This is a genomic window from Comamonas sp. (assembly GCF_036666375.1).
GTDB lineage: Bacteria > Pseudomonadota > Gammaproteobacteria > Burkholderiales > Burkholderiaceae_C > Comamonas.
Map to the genome: position 1 here is coordinate 15,077 of NZ_JAVWWA010000006.1, position 18,246 is coordinate 33,322.

The 18,246-nt window shown below is 63.4% G+C and carries 8 protein-coding genes and 1 tRNA gene; 4 read left to right on the forward strand and 5 right to left on the reverse strand.

The window, feature by feature from the left end; genetic code table 11:
* Positions 1-27: 27 nt before the first annotated feature.
* On the reverse strand, positions 28-3,312 hold the full coding sequence (locus RR928_RS02340; protein ID WP_332681382.1) for a bifunctional diguanylate cyclase/phosphodiesterase: 3,285 nt from the start codon (positions 3,310-3,312) through the stop codon (positions 28-30).
* A gap of 289 nt (positions 3,313-3,601) precedes the next feature.
* Here RR928_RS02340 and RR928_RS02345 point away from each other — a divergent pair, with 289 nt between their 5' ends.
* From RR928_RS02345 to RR928_RS02355, 3 genes are all read left to right on the forward strand, one after another.
* A complete protein-coding gene (locus RR928_RS02345) occupies positions 3,602-4,267 on the forward strand; it encodes an extensin-like domain-containing protein (protein WP_332681384.1) in 666 nt (221 codons plus the stop codon).
* Positions 4,268-5,433: 1,166 nt separating this feature from the next.
* Positions 5,434-7,905 carry a two-component system response regulator gene (locus tag RR928_RS02350; protein ID WP_332681385.1) on the forward strand — a complete coding sequence of 824 codons (2,472 nt, stop codon included), beginning with the start codon at positions 5,434-5,436 and terminating at the stop codon, positions 7,903-7,905.
* Positions 7,896-12,773, forward strand: a complete 4,878-nt coding sequence (locus tag RR928_RS02355) for a CHASE domain-containing hybrid sensor histidine kinase/response regulator (RefSeq protein WP_332681387.1) — start codon at positions 7,896-7,898, stop codon at positions 12,771-12,773. The genes RR928_RS02350 and RR928_RS02355 overlap by 10 nt, the downstream gene beginning before the upstream one ends.
* 73 nt (positions 12,774-12,846) lie before the next feature.
* Here the strand turns inward: RR928_RS02355 and RR928_RS02360 are convergent.
* From RR928_RS02360 to RR928_RS02370, 3 genes are all read right to left on the reverse strand, one after another.
* Positions 12,847-12,923: transfer RNA gene (locus tag RR928_RS02360), tRNA-Val, on the reverse strand.
* 84 nt (positions 12,924-13,007) lie between these two features.
* On the reverse strand, positions 13,008-15,248 hold the full coding sequence (locus RR928_RS02365) for a RelA/SpoT family protein (RefSeq protein ID WP_332681389.1): 2,241 nt from the start codon (positions 15,246-15,248) through the stop codon (positions 13,008-13,010).
* A complete protein-coding gene (locus RR928_RS02370) occupies positions 15,245-16,237 on the reverse strand; it encodes an alpha/beta fold hydrolase (protein WP_332537192.1) in 993 nt (330 codons plus the stop codon). The genes RR928_RS02365 and RR928_RS02370 overlap by 4 nt, the downstream gene beginning before the upstream one ends.
* Positions 16,238-16,296: 59 nt before the next feature.
* Between RR928_RS02370 and RR928_RS02375 the strand changes: the two genes are divergently transcribed.
* Positions 16,297-17,091, forward strand: a complete 795-nt coding sequence (locus RR928_RS02375; RefSeq protein WP_332537193.1) for a 3-hydroxybutyrate dehydrogenase — start codon at positions 16,297-16,299, stop codon at positions 17,089-17,091.
* Positions 17,092-17,426: 335 nt separating this feature from the next.
* Here the strand turns inward: RR928_RS02375 and RR928_RS02380 are convergent, their stop codons facing one another.
* Positions 17,427-18,131, reverse strand: coding sequence for an SIMPL domain-containing protein (locus RR928_RS02380; RefSeq protein ID WP_332537195.1), 705 nt, complete (start codon positions 18,129-18,131; stop codon positions 17,427-17,429).
* Positions 18,132-18,246: the final 115 nt, after the last annotated feature.

Sequence of the window (18,246 nt, forward strand, 5' to 3'; positions counted from 1 at the left end):
CAGCGCCGGATCGCGCCCGCACTGCCCCTACAAAACCACCAGATCGGCCACTTCGGGACCGTCGTGCTCTACGCCCGCAATCCCAAGCCTGCGCCCCTGCCGGATGATCTCCTCGAACGCCTGCGCGGACACCGGCTTGCTGAAGTAATAGCCCTGGATCTCGTCGCAGTTGTGCGCGCGCAGCATGCGGCAATGCGCCTCGGTTTCCACGCCTTCCGCGATCACCTTGAGCCGCAGGTTGTGCGCCAGCGTGATGACGGCGCGCACTATGGTTTCATCGTCCGCCCTGTCGAGCATGTTCTGCACGAAGGACTGATCGATCTTCAAGGTGTCGACGCGAAAGTTCTTCAGATAGCTGAGGTTGGAGTAGCCGGTGCCGAAATCATCGATGGAGAGCTTCACGCCCGCGGCCTTGAGCCGGTCGAAGTTCGTGGTCATGCGCTCCACATCCTGCGCAATCAGGCTTTCCGTCAGCTCCAGTTCGAGCAGGTCGGCAGCCAGCCCGGTTTCCTCGAGCATGTCGAGCGCCCAGACCGACAGGTCCTGCTGCAGCAGCTGGCCCGCGGAAATGTTCACCGCGACGGGAATGCGCGGAAAGCCGGCATCGGACCAGGATTTGGCCTGCGTGCAGGCAGTGCGCAGCACCCAGTCGCTGATCGGCGCAATCAAGCCCGACTCCTCCGCCACCGGAATGAACTTGGCCGGAGAAATGATCCCCAGCTGGGGGTGGTGCCAGCGCACCAGCGCCTCGCAGCCGATGATCTCGCCGCTGAGCAGGTTCACCTTGGGCTGGTAGACCAGACGCAGCTGTCCCGCCGCCGGCGCCAGGCGCAACAGCGTCTCGAGGTTCACCCGCTCCTGCATCTTCTCGTCCATTTCAGGATCGAAGTGGGCATAGGTGTTGCGGCCGCTGTGCTTGGCCCGGTACATGGCCTGGTCGGCATGCTTGATCAGCGTCTCCGAGTCCCGGCCGTCCTCGGGGAACGAACTCACGCCGACACTGACCGACAGATGGATCTCGCGCCCCTGCAGCAGCAGCGGCGGACGGATGCAGGCAATGATGTCCTCCGCGATGGCATGCGCTTGCCCGACATCATCCAGATCGTCGAGCAGCACCATGAACTCATCGCCGCCGTGGCGCGCAACGGTATGGCCGCCGGACAGGGTTGCCAACAGGCGCGCGCTGACCGCCTTGATGACTTCGTCTCCAAACGGATGGCCGTAGGCATCGTTGACCACTTTGAACCGGTCCAGATCGAGCAAAAGCACTGCAATCGTCCGGCCGGAAATCTTCGACTGGGCGATCAGGCGCTTGAGCCTTTCCTGCAGCAGGTGGCGGTTGGGCAGGTCCGTGAGCGCATCGTGCGTTGCCAGATGGCGCAGCAGCCGCTCGGCCCGCTTGCGCTCGGAGATGTCGCTGCCCAGTCCCACGAAGCCGCGCACGCCCTCGTGCACAAACCGCACACCGGTGAACAGACAGGGCACGCGCCGGCCATTGGGCATGGCGTAGCTGGCTTCGAAATGGGCCATGCCGCTGGTCAAGACCTCGGCAATTTTTGCCGCCGCGCGCGCTTGTTCGTCCGCCGGCATCAGCCGCGTCAGTTCGATGCCCGCCAATTGCCGGGCGTTCAAGCCCGTCATACGCTCGAAATTGCGGTTCCAGCGCTGCAGGCGCGCATTCTCGTCGCAATGATAGAAAACACCCGGCAGGCTGTTGAGCACCGCATCGCCGTAGTCGCGCTCCTGCAGCAGGCGGCGCTTGGCCTGCTGGCGCGCCGAGACATCGTTGACGATCAGGGTATGGATCAATCGTCCCTGCTGATGGGTCATGACGCTGCGCATCTCGGCCTCGAACGTGCCACCGGCGCCTTCCAGCGGGTGCAGGCACATGTCCTCCTTGAAGCCGAGAATGTCGTGCCAGGCAGGCTGTCCTGCGGGGGTGGCTATCACCTCCTCGATGGGCCGCTGCAACGCCTGCGGGCGCAGGCAACCGAACAGGCGCTCGGCGCCGCCATTCCATTCGATGACGCGGCGGGCGGCGTCGAGGCTGAAGATCGCGGTGTCGGTGGCTTCGAAAAATGCGCCCTTGAGCGCCAGCGCCGCGACCTGCTGTTCCTTGGTCTCGAGCAGCTCCACCGTCTGCGTCGCCAGTTGCGCCTCGCGCAGCCGTATCGCGTTCGCCATTCGTACCAGCGCCTCGCCCAGGCGCAAGGTTTCGCGGTACCGGCCCGCGGAAGGCGCGAGCACCAGCGCATCCGCCGTCCCCGAGGCACCCGCGTGTTCCACGCTTTGTTCGAGCTCGGCCAGGGGGCTGCCGATCTGGCGCGCCATGCGCGCCGCGACCAGCATCAGGCCCAATGCCATGGCCACGGCCATGCCGGCCATCTGATAGAGCTGGTGACGCAGCGGCGCGTTGATCAGATGGGCCGGCCGGCTCGCCACCACGGTCCATTGCCGTCCGCCCTTGAGTTCCATCGTCCTGCTTGCCATCCAATGGTCCGACTCGGACCAATTGAGCTTGCGGACTTCGGCGCTCCCCTGCTGGTTCAACGCCGCGGCAAATGCCCCGGGAACGTCCAGCGGCTGTGCGCCCACGTCGCCGCCGCCGATCAGCTTGGGGCTTTCGCCGCGCTCGACAATCTGCAGCTGCACGCCATATTCGGCGGCAAGAGAGGCCAGGAAACGGTTGAGCGCCGGCAGGTCGAAGTCCACATCCAGCACGCCCAGCAGCCGTCCCTGCGGGTCATGCAAGGCCTTGACATAGCTGAGCCCCCAAAGAGGCGCGCTGTCGGAGTTGTGCACTATCCAACGATAGGACGGCAGCCAGGTGCCGTCTGCGCCCCCTTCGAGCGCCGCCTGGTAGAACGGCCTGCGTCTGGCGTCATATCCGCCCGTGGGCTGCTTCGCGTTCGGCACGAAGCCCTTGTCTGTCAGCAGAAAGTTCTGCGTGAGTGCATGGCCGGGGCGCGAGCCGGGGTGCAGCCACAGCAGGATGCGGCCGTCCGCCGTGCGTTCAAGGTTGCCGTACTCGCCATACTGGGCCAGCACCAGTCCCAGGTAGCTCAACTCGGGGCGCTGCTCGAACGCCGCCAGCGATTTTTCCAGCGCCGGCCGCAGCGCCGCGGCTTCGGTGGAAGCCTCGGAGGTGCGCGCAATGCGCTCGACCGAAGCCGCCGTCATCTCCGTCGCGTTGATCAGCATGCGCAGCCGCTCCACCGAGCGGTCCAGCGATTGCAGCAGATCGTGCTGCGCATCTTCCTGGGTGTTGGAGATCGCCAGCCAAGCAGTGCACGCCAGCGAGGCAAGGCTCACTACCAGCACGAGTTTGGCAACGTTTCGTACCAATGCTTGAAAGAATGATCCAACGGGCTTTTGCATTTTTCTTGGAAGAAAGACCCAACATGCAATGGATTCTCATTCATTTCGCACAACTGTTACAAGCATTTACTTCAAGCTGGTAAATACACCGAGACATTTGTTTCGCCAACGGCGCTGCCGGTCTGATAAGGAACAAGCGGCCAGCTGTAGGACCAGGGCGCATGCTGCCTATAACGTGCGCGGCATCGCAGATGATGGATGAATGAGGTTAATTGCTGCTCTGTTGTTACTTTTGGGGATCGGCTTCTGGTCGCATGGACGCTATTGGACGCTTGCCGACCACTTGAATCCCTGGGCGCCGCTGACCTACGAGGCCGCGCCCGACTGGCTCACGCGCTTCAAGGCCGCTCGCTTCCAGTCCGAGCCTGCCGCCTGCCAGGCCTTCATGGCCACCACGCCCTGGCGTTTCGAGGCCTTGCCCGACCGTGAAACCGGTCCGGGCTGCGGATTGCGCAATGCCATTGCGGTGCGGCAGACTTCGGTGGCCGTGGGGTCTTCCTTCACCTTGAGCTGCCCGGCCGCCGCATCGCTGGCGCTGTGGGAGCGGCATGTGCTGCAGCCCGCGGCCCAGGCGACGCTGGGCGCAGACGTGCGCCGGCTCGAACACCTGGGCAGCTATGCCTGCCGCAACGTCTATGGCCGCGAGTCCGGCAGCCGCAGCCAGCACGCAAGCGCCGACGCGCTAGACATCGCGGGCTTTGTACTGACCGACGGCCGGCGCATCAGCGTGCTGCGCCAATGGGGCGGCGACGCGCCCGCCAGCATGTTTCTGCGCGAAGTGCACCAGGGCGCCTGCCGCTTCTTCGACGGCGTGCTGGGCCCCGAATACAACCAGGCACATGCCGACCACTTCCACTTCGACAGCGGGCGCCATCGGATATGCAGATAGCGGTACCGCCGTCACTCGCGGATCTATGGTGTCCGACGCCCGCCAGGCACGCGAGCTGGGCTGCGATGCCTGAGCGCCGCAGGTGCTCGTGCAGCCGCAGACCCGCAGCAGCGCCCTCTGCGCGGCCCGGCAGGCTGGACTGCATTCCTGGCAGCGCGGCATGGGCTGGCGCCACCAGCTGCAGCGTACGGCGCTCGAAAGACCGGTTGTGCATCAAGGAGGCCAGCACCGGCAGCCGCACGATCTGCTGGGCAATCGCGAGCGCGCGCCATGCGACAAGTCCACCTCGCCTTCGAGCAGCATTCCAGGAGCATGCCGACATGGGCCGGCGCTTCAACGGCGTCTTTGGAGATGGCGATGGCGAGATGGAAGCCAGGGACGAGCGCCAGACCCTCTCGCTGCGCGGCGACGTCACCATATCCAGTCGGCGCAGCGCAACACGGACAGCGACACCGTTGGCGTGCCGGAATTGCGCGCGCACAGGCCTCGATTGGCGGGCTCCCGTCGCCGGACTCCAGGTCGGCGCCCGCGTGATCCATACCGGCGCCCAGTAGGCCGACTCGATGAGCTGGCTTGCCGCTGGTCCCCCGCCCCAACCCGTTTATCTGACCCGCGCGCGCTGTCCTTCGCCGGAAAATAGGGTCTTGCGGCAAGCCCTGGGCCGCCTGGCCGGAATCGCGTGGAGTTTCCCCCTTGCAGGGAGAATCTGTGGGTAAAGGCAAGGATTGCCGGTTGGATGAGGGGTTTCGCCCGCTGGCGAATTTTCTTTGGTTTTCATCAATTCTTGATCTTTAATCATTAATACCAATTTCATTGATATTTCGATAAAAATATTTAGGCAATCGACGCTCCCGCTTTGGGTGCGCGCGTCTCCTTTTCGCGCGCCATGCCCGTCAAGCTGCGACGCTGGCTGCGCAGAGTGCTTCAATGGCTATGGAAAATAGCGCGCCAGGCTGAGTTACCAGCAGTTACCGCGCCGCGCAGCTGCATAGATTGGGGCGAAACGGTATTCGGAAAAACGCATGCATTCACCGGACCGAGCGACAAAACGTGAATGCGGCGGCGGAGTGGTTTATCGGAATAAAGGGGCAATCCATGTTGCTTGCTTTCACGGTGATGCATACACTTCAATTGCAATGGTCCCTGCAAAACTGAAAGGTGGTCCCGTGTCAGTTGATATGCACTTCGACTCAGGATCGGTTTCGATCCTCATCGTCGATGACCGGCCAAGCAACATTCTGTTGCTGCGCGAGGCCCTTCGTGATCTCGGGGAGATACACTTTGCCGTGAGTGGCCAAGAAGCGCTGGAGTTCACCCAAAACAATGTGCCCGACCTGGTTCTGCTGGACATCGAAATGCCCGGCATGGACGGTTACGAAGTCTGCCGGCGGATGAAGGCCGATCCAAGGCTGTCGGACATTCCCATCATCTTCGTGACGTCCCATGACGACAGCGTTCACGAATTGCAGGCGCTGAATCTGGGCGGTGTGGACTTTCTGCACAAGCCATTCAACATTTCTGTGGCCCGGGCGCGCGCGCGTACCCATCTGATGTTGCGGCTGAAATCGAGGCAATTGTCGATTGCGCAACGCAACCTGTCGGAGGTGGTGCATCACGTGCCAGCCTTCATTGCCAACTGGACGAGTGAGCTCACCAACATCTGGGCCAACGATGTGTCGGGCCATTGGTTTGGCATGGCCGCATCAGACATGCCCGGGATGCATGTTCGCGATATCGTTGGCGAATCGACCTTCGACCTGCTCCAGCCCGGGTTGAACGACGTGCTGGCCGGGCACGATGTCTCGTTCGAACTGCGCTTTTTACATCCGGATGATTGCGTTGCCTACGCGCAGGTTTCGTTGGTCAGTCGGACCCATCTGGATCTGAACGCAGGCTTTCTCATGCTGATCACCGACGTGACCCGGCGCAAGCTGGCGGAACAGGCCGAGTGTGACGAAAAAGAGCGTTTTCGGATCACGCTCAACTCCATAGGCGACGCAGTCATCGCCACGGACCTCCATGGTTCAGTGACTTTCATGAACCCCATCGCCGAGACCATGACCGGCTGGATAGGCCACGAAGCCATGGGCGAAGCGGTCGAGCAAGTCATGCCACTGCGCGATAGCAATGGCTGCACCATCCCCAATCCGATTCGCCTGGCATTGCGCGAACGCCGCACGGTGAGCATGGCGTTGAACACCATCTTGCAGCGCCGCGACGGTCAACTCTCCACGGTGGAGGATTCCGCAGCGCCCATTCTTGACCAGGCCGGCAATATGACCGGGGCAATCATCGTGTTCCACGATGCGAGCGAAACACTGGCACTGGCCGTGAAGATGACGCATCTGGCCAACCATGATCCACTGACCAACTTACCCAACCGCATGCGCCTGCTGGACCGCACCGCGCAGGCCGTTCAAACGGCACGCCGCAGTGGCAAGGGGGTGGCGTTGATGGTGCTGGATCTGGATCACTTCAAACACATCAACGATTCGGTGGGGCATTCCGTGGGGGACAGGCTTTTGCAGCAGGTGGCCCTTAGGCTTCAAGGCATATTGCGTGAAAGCGATACCCTCAGCCGACAAGGTGGGGACGAGTTCATCGTGCTGCTGCCAGAACTGGAGTCGGTGGACTACGTGGGTGTTCTCGCGAATCGGCTGCTCACAACGGCCTCGCAACCCTATCTGCTGGATGGCGTGCGCTTCGACCTGTCGCTCAGCGTGGGTATCGCGGTGTTTCCCGACGAAAGCGACGACAGCGAGACGCTGTTCCGCCATGCGGATGCCGCGATGTACCGTGCCAAGCAACAGGGCCGCGGCCGATACTGCTTCTTCTCTGCCGACATCGAGGAAAGAGCACGCGCCCGCTTCGACATGGAACAGGCCCTGCGCCTGGCGCTGGAACGCCACGAATTCGAAGTGCACTATCAACCCAAGATCGACGCCGCCAGCAACCGTACGACCGGTGCCGAGGCACTTGTGCGCTGGCGCAAACCAGATGACAAGTTGGTGCCACCTTTGGAATTCATTCCCCTGGCCGAAGAAACGGGCATGATTGTCGCTATTGGCGCGCTTGTTCTTCGACAGGCCTGCCTGGATGCACGGGCATGGCACGAGGCCGGCTTTTCCATTTGCGTGGCGGTGAATGTGTCCGCTGTTCAGCTGGAAAAGAGCGCTTTTGTCCCGCTGGTGCGGGAAATACTGCGTTCGACCGACATGCCTGCCCACCTGCTGGAGCTCGAGATCACCGAAAGCGTGTTGGCCAGGAATGTCGAAGATACGCTGAAAACCATCACGGAACTCAAGTCACTGGGCCTGTCGATCGCGGTAGATGATTTCGGCACTGGCTACTCCAGCCTGGCCTATCTGAAGCAATTTCCGATCGACGTGCTGAAGATTGACCAGAGCTTTGTGCGCGGCCTGCTGCTGGACGACAGCAGCCTGGCTATTGTTTCCGCCATCATCAAGATGGCCCAGGCAATGGAGTTGAAGCTGGTCGCCGAAGGCGTGGAAACCGAGGGACACAACCAGGCATTGCGGGCGTTGGGCTGCGAGGTCATGCAGGGCTTTCTGTTCGCCAGGCCCATGCCCGAAGCCGACATGCGCGCGTTTCTGCGGCGCGGTCAACCATGCTCCTGAAGCCGGCGTCATGGGCGCGCACCATTGCCTGGCCCCTTGCCGTGCTGCTGATCGGCTTTTCCTCCACCGCCTTTCTGGTCTCGGAGCTTGCCGCTGATAACGAGCGAACGGCGCGCGAAGCATTGGCTGAGGTCGGCGAGAAGTCGGCGGCGGAGCTCCAGGACCGTGTGCAACGCTACCAATATGGTCTGCGCGGCATCCGTGGAGCCGTGATTACTGCGGGTGAATTCGGACTCAGTCGCCGGGCTTTTCAACGCTACAGCCTGAGCCGCGACCTGGCGGTGGAATTCCCCGGCGCACGCGGCATGGGGTTTGTGCGCCGCGTTCCACCCGCGCAGGTGGCCGCCTTCGAGAAGGCAGCGCGGCTCGATGGCGCACCCAACTTCGTGGTGCATGCCTTTCGGCCGCACGAAGGTGAACGCTACGTGATCCAGTATTTCGAGCCGGAACAAACCAACGAGCAGGCGATAGGCCTGGATATCGCTTCCGAAAGCCGGCGGCGCCAGGCCGCAGACGCCGCGATGCGTGCCGGCGTAGCCCAGTTGTCGGCACCGATCACTCTTGTGCAGGCCGATGGCGCCATCAACCAGTCCTTTCTTTTGTTGCTGCCCATATACCGCACGGAAGTCACTCCGCCCACCGAGGCCGAGCGGGTCGCTGCCGGCTATGGCTGGAGCTATGCGGCATTGTCCATGGCGGACGTTCTGGGAAACATGAACCTTCCCGCGCACGCACTGCACGCAGAGCTGCGCGATGTGACGTCGCCGGGCGAGCCGCTCGTGTTCTATCAGTCATCCAAACAAGCCAGGGAATCGGCTCCCACCTATGTGTACACCGCCCGACAGGAGGTCTTGGGTCGCAGCTGGGAGTGGACTGTGCAAGCCTATCCGGCGTTCACCACCGCATTGAATCTGACGCCCCCCAGCACTGTGGCGTTGATAGGCGGCATTGCCACTTTGACGGGGGCGGCCTTGGCGTGGGCCTGGGGCACCGTACGCCAACGCAAGCAACAGCTGCTGCGGGCCCAGGCGAAACTGGGCGCCATTGTGGAAAGCTCGGACGACGGCATCATCGGCAAGCAACTTGACGGCGTCGTCACCAGTTGGAATGCAGGGGCCACGCGCATTTTTGGTTTTGACGCGAAAGAGGCCCTTGGACGGCCGCTGGTCGAGTTGGTTGTGCCAGCGACGCGCAAATCGGAGGAAGCCGAAATCCTCAGGCGCATTTCGAACGGCGACCACGTTCAGCATTTTGAAACACAGCGCCAACGCAGGGATGGCAGCTTGATCGACGTGTCCGTCACGGTTTCCCCCATCTACAACGACGCCGGAAAGATTGTGGGGGCCTCCAAGACCGTGCGGGACATCTCGAGACAGAAGGAAGCCGAGTGCCAGGTGCGTCAACTCAACGAGCACCTGGAAGAACAAGTCACCCAGCGAACTTTCGAGCTGGAGTCTGCCCAGCGCGCCTTGCGCACGGTGCTGGACGCGGTGCCCTCGATGATTGGTTATTGGGACAAGAACCTGATCAACCGGGTTGCCAACCATGCCTACCACAGCGGGTTCGGCGTCGCGCCCGGCTGCCTGCCCGGCACATCCATGCGGCAGTTGCTGGGAGACAAGCTGTTCGAGCACAACCGGGTCCATGTCGAGGCAGCCTTGCGCGGTGAGCCCCAGTCTTTCGAACGCACCGTTCCTTCCCCTTCCCAAGGCAGTCGGCATTCATTGGTGCACTATCTGCCAGACATTGTCGATGGCGCGGTCCAAGGTTTCTACGTGGTGGTGCACAACGTCACCGACCTTGTGGAAAGCCGCCTGAAGTTGACTGCGGCCTTGCATGAGAACGAAGTCTTGCTCAGCACCATCAATCAGCAAATGCTGTTTTCGGTCACGGACCGCGATGGGCGCATGACCGAGGTCAATGACCGTTTCTGCGAAGTGCATGGCTACAGCCGGCACGAACTGGTCGGGCAAAGGCACGATTTGCTTGCGTCAGGAGTGCACTCGCCCGCGTTCTGGCAAACCGTATGGGAGCGACTGACCGGTGGCCATGCATGGCACGGCGAAATCTGCAACCGCGCCAAGGATGGCGGCCTGTTGTGGTTCGACTCCGTCTTTGCGCCCCTGGCAAGCGGTGAAGGCATGCCGGATCGTTTCATTGCACTGCGCATAGACATTACCAGTCGAAAGGCTGCGAATGCCGAAGTGGACCGGCTGAATGTGTTGCTGCGCAGCGTGCTCAGAGCCGCCTCGGAGGTCGCCATCATCGCCACCGGCGTGGACGGCAGGATCACGCTGTTCAACGCCGGCGCCGAACGTCTGCTGGGCTATGCAGAAGACGAAGTACTGGCCACCCCTGCGGCGCGGTTTCATTTGCGCGACGAGGTGAATGCGCGTGCCGCGCAACTCAGCGCACTCCACGCAGACCGCATCGAGGGCACGCGCGCATTGGTGCATGTTTCGGAAGTTGAAGGCGCAGAAAAACGCGAGTGGACGTATGTGTGCAAGGACGGCCGGCACCTGCCTGTCACGCTGGCCATGACCACCATCAGAAACGACGTGGGAACCATTGTCGGGTATCTGGGCATGGCGACCGACATTACGGAACGCAAGCAGTTCGAGGCAAGCCTCATCGAGGCAAAACGGCATGCCGAACAAGCCAGTCAAGCCAAGGGCCAGTTCCTGGCCAATATGAGCCACGAAATTCGCACCCCGCTGAACGCGGTGCTGGGAATGCTCCAGTTGACCGGAATGACGCAGTTGAACAGCCGCCAAAGAGACTACGTCAACAAGGCACAAGGCGCGGCCAAGTTGTTGCTGGGCCTGCTCAACGACATTCTGGACTTCTCCAAGATGGAGGCCGGCAAGCTGCAGCTGGACCCCCACCCCTTCGAGCTGGAAGGCCTGATGCGCGATCTGGCGGTGATGCTCAGCGGCAGCCGCAACGACAGCGACGTAGAGGTAGTGTTTGAAATGGACCCCCAGTTGCCCGCCGCCGTGGTCGGCGATCGCATGCGACTGCAGCAGATACTGATCAACCTTGCGGGCAACGCCCAGAAGTTCACGGAGCACGGCCAGGTGGTGATCAGCCTGGTTCAGCGAGCGGCCTCACAGGGGCAAGTGACCTTGCGCGTGGCCGTGACCGACACGGGCATTGGTATCCACCCGGAACAGTTGGCGCGGATTTTCGAGGGATTCACGCAAGCCGAGGCCTCGACGACGCGCCGCTTTGGTGGAACCGGGCTGGGACTGGTAATCTGCAAACGCCTGGTCACCTTGATGGGCGGCGAACTGACGGTGCACAGCGATTTCGGCAAAGGCAGCAGCTTCTCTTTTGACCTCACCTTGCCCGTCGCCGCCCCTGTACCTATGGTCCACGGCGCAAGCGATCTTCCCCAGGGACTGCGCATTTTGGTGGTGGATGACAATCCCCTGGTGGGGGAGATCTTTGTCAAAACGCTGGAACTCAACGATTGGGAAGTGGACTGCGAATCGAGCGGCCAAGCGGGCGTCGACCGTGCACGCCGGGCTTTCGAGCAAGGTCGGCCCTACGATGTGATTCTGATGGACTGGCGCATGCCTGGCTTGGACGGCCTGGGCGCGGCATCGTTGATCACACAGCAAATGACAGGGGATGATCGTCCGCTGATCATCATGGTGACCGCTTTCGGGCGCGAGACTTTGTTCGATGTCGCCCAGCAGGGCGAGCCGCCGTTCGTGGATTTTTTGAGCAAGCCCGTGACCCCGCAGCAACTGGTCGATTCGGTTCGCGCGGCCTTGGCCGTCAAGAACGGGCAGGCCAAGCCGGCTGCGTTCGAGCATGTGTCGGCCCGGCGCCTGGCGGGCTTGCGGCTGTTGCTTGTCGAGGACAACGCGCTGAACCGGCAGATCGCGTTCGAACTGTTGCGGGAAGAAGGCGCCGAGTTGGCGCTCGCCGAAGGCGGCCTGCAGGGCGTGGCCATGGCGCTGGAGGAAGATGCCGACTTCGATGTGGTCATCATGGATGTGCAGATGCCCGACATCGACGGCCTGGAGGCCGCTCGCCGCATCCGGGCGCATGTGCGCGGGCAGCTGTTGCCGATTCTGGCCATGACGGCCAATGCTTCCGTGTCGGACCGCATGGACTGTCTGGCCGCAGGAATGAACGACCATGTGGGCAAACCGATAGACATGGACGAAGTGGTTCCACGCCTCTTGTCCTTGGCTGGACGGCGCCCGGTACGGGTCTCGCCGGCACCGGCAGATTCGCCATCGGCACCCAGCGAGGATGACGTGGACGCATTGCCCGTTTTGATGCAGCGATTCGGACAGAAGACGGAGATCTACCGCAAGGCTTTGAACGGCTACAAACCGGAAGGAGACCGCTTGTTGGACGAGCTGGCCTCGCAGGTGAACGCCGCAGAGTTGGCGGCGGCCGGCGCCACCATGCATGCCTTGAAGGGGCTGGCCGCCACGGTGGGGGCACGCAAACTCGCCGCAGTGGCGTCGGACCTGGAGCAGCAAGTCCGAAAAAACAGGCATGCGGAAGTCTCGTCGGTGTTCCCCCCGGATACGTTGGCCCGACTTGAGCAGCTTCTGACGGCCAGCGATGCAGCGCTGCGCGCCGCCTTGTGGGCGTCGGAGCCCGCTTCGCAGCAAGCCGCAACGCCTGCAGCAGAAACCGTGAGCCCCGAACAGCTGGTCGCGCATCTGAGCGAGATAAAAATGCTGCTGCTCGCGGGCAACCTGCGCGCCGTGGATCTTGTCGAGGAGCTTTTGCCGCGCATATCGAGTGCCGACCAAACCAGATTGCACGATGTGATCAGCCGCACCCGGGGTTTGGAGTTTCCCGCTGCGGCGCAGGCTGTGCAACGATTTCTGGAAAGCTAAGGCGCGCAACGAAGCAACAAAAGAAAAAGCCTTCCAGACCGATGATCTGGAAGGCTTTGTACCAATGGTTAGTTGGTAGGCGCGATTGGACTCGAACCAACGACCCCCACCATGTCAAGGTGGTGCTCTAACCAGCTGAGCTACGCGCCTGTTGTTCGATTCATAAAGTATAGCATCGGGAAAAACGCGTTTTTCCCAACTTCATGACTTTTTTGCAAAAAGCGCCGATTTTCTTCAGCGCCGGCGCGCCGAACGCACGCCCGACACGCCGGCGACGATGGCCAGCACCTTGTTGAGGCGGCCCGAATCGGCGACCTCCACGGTGAAGGTCATCCAGGCCGTTCCCTTGACGGACTGGGTCTGCACGCCGATCACATTGGTCTTCTCGCGCGCAAACACATCGGAGATGTCGCGCAGCAGGCCCTGGCGGTCGGTGGCCTCGACCGAGACGTCGACCGGATAGACCGCCGCGCCGACAGCCGCCTTGGGCGTGCCCCAGGCCACGTCGATCACGCGCTCGGCGTTGCGCGCCGCCATCTCGCGGAAGTTCGAGCAGTCATGGCGGTGCACGCTCACGCCCTTGCCGCGCGTGACGAAGCCGCGGATGTCGTCGGGCGGCGCGGGCTTGCAGCATTTGGCCAGCTGGGTCATCAGCGAATCGATGCCGACCACCAGCACCCCGCCCTTGGGCACGGTGTCGCTGCCGCGCGCCTTGCGCACCGGCGAGAACGCCTCCTCCTCCTCTTCGGGCTCGGGCGGGCGCAGCACGGCTTCGATGTTGCGCAGCGAGTACTCGTCCTTGCCGACGACTTCGAACAAGGCATCGGCCGACTTGAAGCCCAGCTGCACCGCGAGGTCGTCGAGCTTCATTGCCGTCTTGCCTTCGCGCTGCATCAGCTTCTCGACGGCTTCGCGGCCGCGCGCCACGGTTTCATGCGTGGCCTGGGCATTGAACCAGGCGCGCACCTTGGCGCGCGCGCGGTGGCTGGTGAGATACCCGAGTTCGGCATTGAGCCAGTCGCGTGACGGCCGGCCTTCCTTGACGGTGGTGATCTCCACGGTCTGGCCGTTTTGCAGCGGCGTGTTCAGCGGCACCATCGCGCCGTCGACACGCGCACCGCGGCAGCGGTGGCCCAGGCTGGTGTGCACCGAATAGGCGAAGTCCACGGGCGTCGCGCCCTGGGGCAGTTCGATCACGGCCGCGTCCGGTGTGAGCACATAGATGCGGTCCTCGAACAGTCCGCGGTGCGAAGGCGTGCCGGCCAGGTCGCTGCCCCAGGCCAGCAGCTGGCGCAGCACCGCGATCTTCGCATCGTACTCGCTGCTCGCCGTGACGCCTGCATAGCCCTTGGAGCCGGCCTCCTTGTACGCCCAGTGCGCGGCCACGCCGTTCTCGGCATGGTCGTGCATCGCCTGGGTGCGGATCTGGATTTCGATGGCGCGCCCGTTCTCGTCGCGCACCACGGTGTGCAGCGACTGGTAGCCGTTGGCCTTGGGGCGCGCGATGTAGTCGTCGAACTCGGCTTCTATGGGCGTGAAGCGCTCGTGCACCCAGGACAGTGCGGTGTAGCAGTCCTTGATGGTGGGCACGACCACGCGCAGCGCGCGGATGTCGAACACCTGGTCGAAATCCAGCGACTTGCCGCGCATCTTCTTGACGATGCTGTAGATATGCTTGGGCCGGCCCTGCACGGTGGCGCTGATGCTGTAGGCGCGCAGATCGCTCTCGAGGCGGCCGCGCAGCTGCTCCATGAAGACTTCGCGCTCGGTGCGCTTCTCGTCGAGCAGGCGCGCGATCTCGCGATAGGTGTCGGGCTCGAGAAAGCGGAAAGACAGGTCTTCGAGCTCCCACTTGATCTGCCAGATGCCCAGCCGGTTGGCCAGCGGCGCGAACACATGCAGCGCTTCGCGCGCAATGCCCGGCGACACCGGGTGCTTGCTGGCCGCGTAGTAGCGCAGCGTCTGCAGGCGTGATGCCAGGCGCAGCAGCACCACACGCAGGTCGCGCGAAAAGCCCAGCAGCATCTTGCGCACGGTCTCGGTCTGCGCGGCCACGCCGTCGACCAGCTGGGATGAGTTCTCGGCGTCACGCGCCTGCTGCTGCACGCGCATCAGCTTGGTGGTTTCCACCGCCAGCGTCGCGAAGTTCTCGCCGAACGCCTTGGAAATCACTTCCTGCGGCTTGTTCAGGTGAAAGCTCGCATGCACCAGATAGCAGGCGGCCTGCATGGTCTCCGAGCCGCCGATACCTTTCAGGATGGCGGCGACCGCATCGGCGTGGGCCAGCGTGTTCTCGCCCGAGGCCATGCATTCGTTGGCCAGCAGCGGCTCGGCAAAAGCGCGCGCGCGCGCCAGCGCGTCGACCTGCTCGGGCAGGGTGGTCGCCGTCGCCATGATTAGCTGCGGCACGGCTTCGGGAATGCCGTTCGCCGCAGCGTTCTCGGCGGCGGGTGCAATCGTCAACGCACTTTTCATGGGCGTGCTCCGCTTTCCAGCGCCGGTTCGGCCGCCATATCCTCTTGATCTGCTGTCCACCCGGGCAGCAGGAACTGCGCCACCAGCGCGACCTGGGGAGCGGCGACCAGCGTGGGTGCATGGCCGAAGCCGGGCAGCGTCACGCAGCGCGCGCGCGGCCCGCGCTCGACCATGGCCTGCGCGGTCTCGACCGACAGCAGATCGGACTGCTCGCCGCGGATCAGCAGCGTCTGCGCGCGGATGCTGTCATACGCCGCCCACAGCAAGGCCTCGCCAGCCAGCGCCATGTCGGGGTTCATCGCCTGAAAAGGCATGGCGATGTCGGGGTCGTAGTGCAGCTGCAGCCCGCCTTCGAGGCGCGGCTTGAGCATGGGCGCGGTCAGATCCAGCCACTGCTGTTCGGTATGTGGTCCGAAGCCCGCGGAAATCAGGCGCAGCGCCTCGGCCGCCTGGGCCAGCGAAGTGAAGACCAGCGGCTGGCCCAGGTATTCGCCAATGCGCAGCAGCGCCTGCCATTGCACGCGCGGACCGACATCGTTGAGCACCAGGCGCCGTATCGGCACCGGCGAGGCAAAGGGCGACTCGCTGGCCAGCAGCATGCCTATCAGCCCGCCCATGCTGGTGCCGACCCAGTCGAGCGTGTGCAGCGGGCTGCGCGCCTGCAGCTGGGCAATCAGCGTCTGCATGTCGCTCGCGTAGCGCTGCAGGCCGTAGTCCATGGGATCGGCGAGCCAGTCGCTGTGGCCGCGGCCCGCGACATCGGGGCAGATCACGCGCACATGACGGCTGAGCGCGCGCGCCAGCACATCGAAGTCGCGCGACTGGCGCGACAGGCCATGCACGCAGACCACCACATGCGGGTGATGGGGGTCGCCGGTGGCATTCCATTCCCAGTAGGCCATGCGGTGTACATCGGCATCGGTCCCCACGCCCTGCGGCACGGCGGCAGCTCCGGGGCACAGTACGTAGTTCAGCGTAGGTTCATTCATGGGGGCACAATCCAGCAGCACGGTTCGATAATGCATCGTAATTCATTCGGAGACCTTCCATGCTGAAAGGCAAAACTGCACTCGTCACTGGATCCACCAGCGGCATAGGCCTGGGCATCGCCACGGCCCTGGCACAACAGGGCGCGAACATCGTGCTCAACGGCTTCGGCGACGTCGACGGCCCGCGCGCGCAAGTGCAGGCCGCGGGACACGCGGCCGGCGCCAAGGTGGCCTACCATGGCGCCGACATGACGCGCGTGGCCGACATCGAGGACATGATCGACTACAGCGTGCGCAATTTCGGCCAGGTCGACATTCTCGTGAACAACGCCGGCATCCAGCATGTCTCGCCCATCGAGGATTTCGCGCCCGAACGCTGGGACGCGGTCATTGCCATCAATCTGTCGAGCGCTTTCCACGCCACGCGCCTGGTGCTGCCTTCCATGCAGGCTGCAGCCAACGGCAAGGGCTGGGGGCGCATCATCAACGTGGCTTCGGTGCACGGCCTGGTGGGCTCGGCCAACAAGTCGGCCTATGTCGCGGCCAAGCACGGCCTGATCGGCCTGACCAAGGTCTGCGCGCTCGAGAACGCGACCACGGGCATCACCTGCAATGCGATCTGCCCCGGCTGGGTGCTGACGCCGCTGGTGCAAAAGCAGGTCGACGCCAAGGCCGCCGACCAGGGCATCAGCATCGAGGAAGCGACAAAACAGCTGCTGTCCGAAAAGGAGCCTTCGCTGCAGTTCACCACGCCCGAGGAGCTGGGCGCGCTGGCCGTGTTCTTCTGCTCGCCCGCCGGCGCGAATGTGCGCGGCGTGGCCTGGAACATGGACGGGGGCTGGGCGGCGCAGTGATCTGAAGGGCGCAGTTCGCGCCCTCATCCGTTCGTGGTGAGCCCGCCGGCCGCGTCTAACCATGAACGGCCTGCCCTCATGTTGGGTGCACAGGACGTTCATCCTTCGACAGGCTCAGGACGAACGGGCATAGTGAAGCGACGGTAATTATTCGCTCGTGCTGAGTCCCCTGGCAGGCACATCCACCCATGAACGGCCGGCCCTGCTTAAAGAGGAAGTGCCAGTAAGGCAATTCGATCAATGAGGCACGTATCCGCCGCCGCCGGACCGCCCCAAGGCGGCGGACGGCCCCCTTGGGGGGCAGCGGCTACGCGAAGCGAGCAAGCGTGGGGGCCTTATTTCACCATCTGCACCGAACCCGACACATTCACCACCACCTGGCTCTTGCCGGCTTCGACCGGAATCTGCGCGTCCTCGGCCATGCCTGCCTTGGCCATCATGGCCATGCGCGGCGCGGGGTAGCCCATGTCGTTGCTGTTGACCGATACTTCACGCACGGTATAGCGCTGGAAGCCAAACGCCTGGGCCAGCGACTGGGCCTTGGCCTGGAAATTGGCAATGGCTTCGGACTGTGCCTGGCCCTCGACCTTGGCGCGCGCTTCGCGCGACAGCGCAAAACCGGTCTGGCTCACGGGCATGCCGTTGATCTGCGCGGCGGTGCGCGTGATGCGATCGAAGTCGCGGCCCTGCAGCACCAGCTCCGCCCTGCCCTGCCAACCCGTGACCTTGCCGTCCTTGTTGTTGCGCGGGTAGATGCCAAAGCTGCCGGTGCGCACATCGAGCTGTCCGGGCTGGGCCTGGCGCTTGGCGGCGGTCAGCGCCGCGTCGAGCACCTGCTGCAACTGCGTCTGCACGGCGGCGGCATCGCTGCCTTCGCGCGTCGCGGCCAGCGTCATGACCAGCAGATCCTGGGTGACTTCCACGGTGCCCGAACTCGACAGCTGCAGCACATTCGACGGTTCGGGCATGGTCTGCGCGCAGGCCATGCCGGCGGCCGCGCTCAATGCACCCACCGCAATCCATTGGGCCAATTTCTTCATGCATGCTCCTGGGAATGATTAAGGCGGCCCCAGCATAGCGGCAAACACCGCCACCCCCTGGCAGCGCAGCACCCAAACCCATGTAAGTCATTGCGACACGTTTGGGCGACCCGCG